This is a genomic window from Dolichospermum sp. LEGE 00240 (assembly GCF_015207875.1).
GTDB classification, from domain to species: domain Bacteria; phylum Cyanobacteriota; class Cyanobacteriia; order Cyanobacteriales; family Nostocaceae; genus Dolichospermum; species Dolichospermum gracile.
Window position 1 is genome coordinate 1 of record NZ_JADEVZ010000171.1, and the last position, 1,024, is coordinate 1,024.

General features: G+C 40.8%; 1 pseudogene. It reads right to left on the bottom strand.

What is annotated here, in order from left to right:
- Positions 1-815: 815 nt before the first annotated feature.
- Positions 816-1,024, bottom strand: a pseudogene (locus IQ226_RS24805) (photosystem II q(b) protein); the annotation flags it as partial.

Sequence of the window (1,024 nt, forward strand, 5' to 3'; positions counted from 1 at the left end):
TTGTAAAGGGGTTTTCGTAATATTTTTTAATAAATTTAGAAAACTGGGTCATCTTTATGGCTATAATCTAGATATGGCAAGGCTTTTAACCATTAATCTTTTTTGTAACAACTTCTAATTTTCTTGTTACAGGAATACCCGGTAAGAGTAAAGCTCAGAAGCTTCAGCCCTGAGATATAAGCGACCAGTACCGCAGGGCGGAAGTCAAAAGTCAAAACGAAGACAGTATAGGCTTTTTAACGATTTAGAATGGTTGGTTTATTTATGCCGTGTTGTACTAGTAGTCTGTCAAATAAATTTTGACGGATAAAGGAATGAACCACGAAGACGCGAAGAACACGAAGGAAGGAAGAAAGAAGGAAAGAAGGAAAATTTATTTTGAGGGGTTTTTGGTAGTGCGGGCATCTTGCCCGCGTGAGCGAGACGCTGACACTACAGCCCTTTTTATCTTGACAAACTACTAGTACAGGTTGGCGCAAATAACATGACCATTAAAAGCTCGGAAAATTTGATAGATTACAAGGCTTGAAAATGGTTCATTCATTTAAGCCGCAGTGAATCACAATTTGGCATTTCTCTGATTTATGCCCCTGTGCCTTAAATAATCGCCTCTGAAAGCCTTATTTAATAGTCAGTTTCGCTTCGCTACACTCAGCATGACAAAACAGGATCATTTATTTTGTGGCTTACCCTGAGGCTTTAATTCCTCTTGTCTCTTCAAAATCAGCGAACAGTTAGTTATCTGGTTCGTATTTTCCCCAAAACAAAAAAACGCTCCCCATGATTGGAGAGCGTTTTTTATTGAACTAAACTGATTAACCGTTGATTGCAGGAGCGCTTAAGGCGACAGGAGCAACATCAGCAGCAGCCAAGTCTAGAGGGAAGTTGTGAGCGTTACGCTCGTGCATTACTTCCATACCTAAGTTAGCGCGGTTGATTACGTCAGCCCAGGTAGCGATGACGCGACCTTGAGAATCCATGATGGATTGGTTGAAGTTGAAACCGTTCAAGTTGAACGCCATGG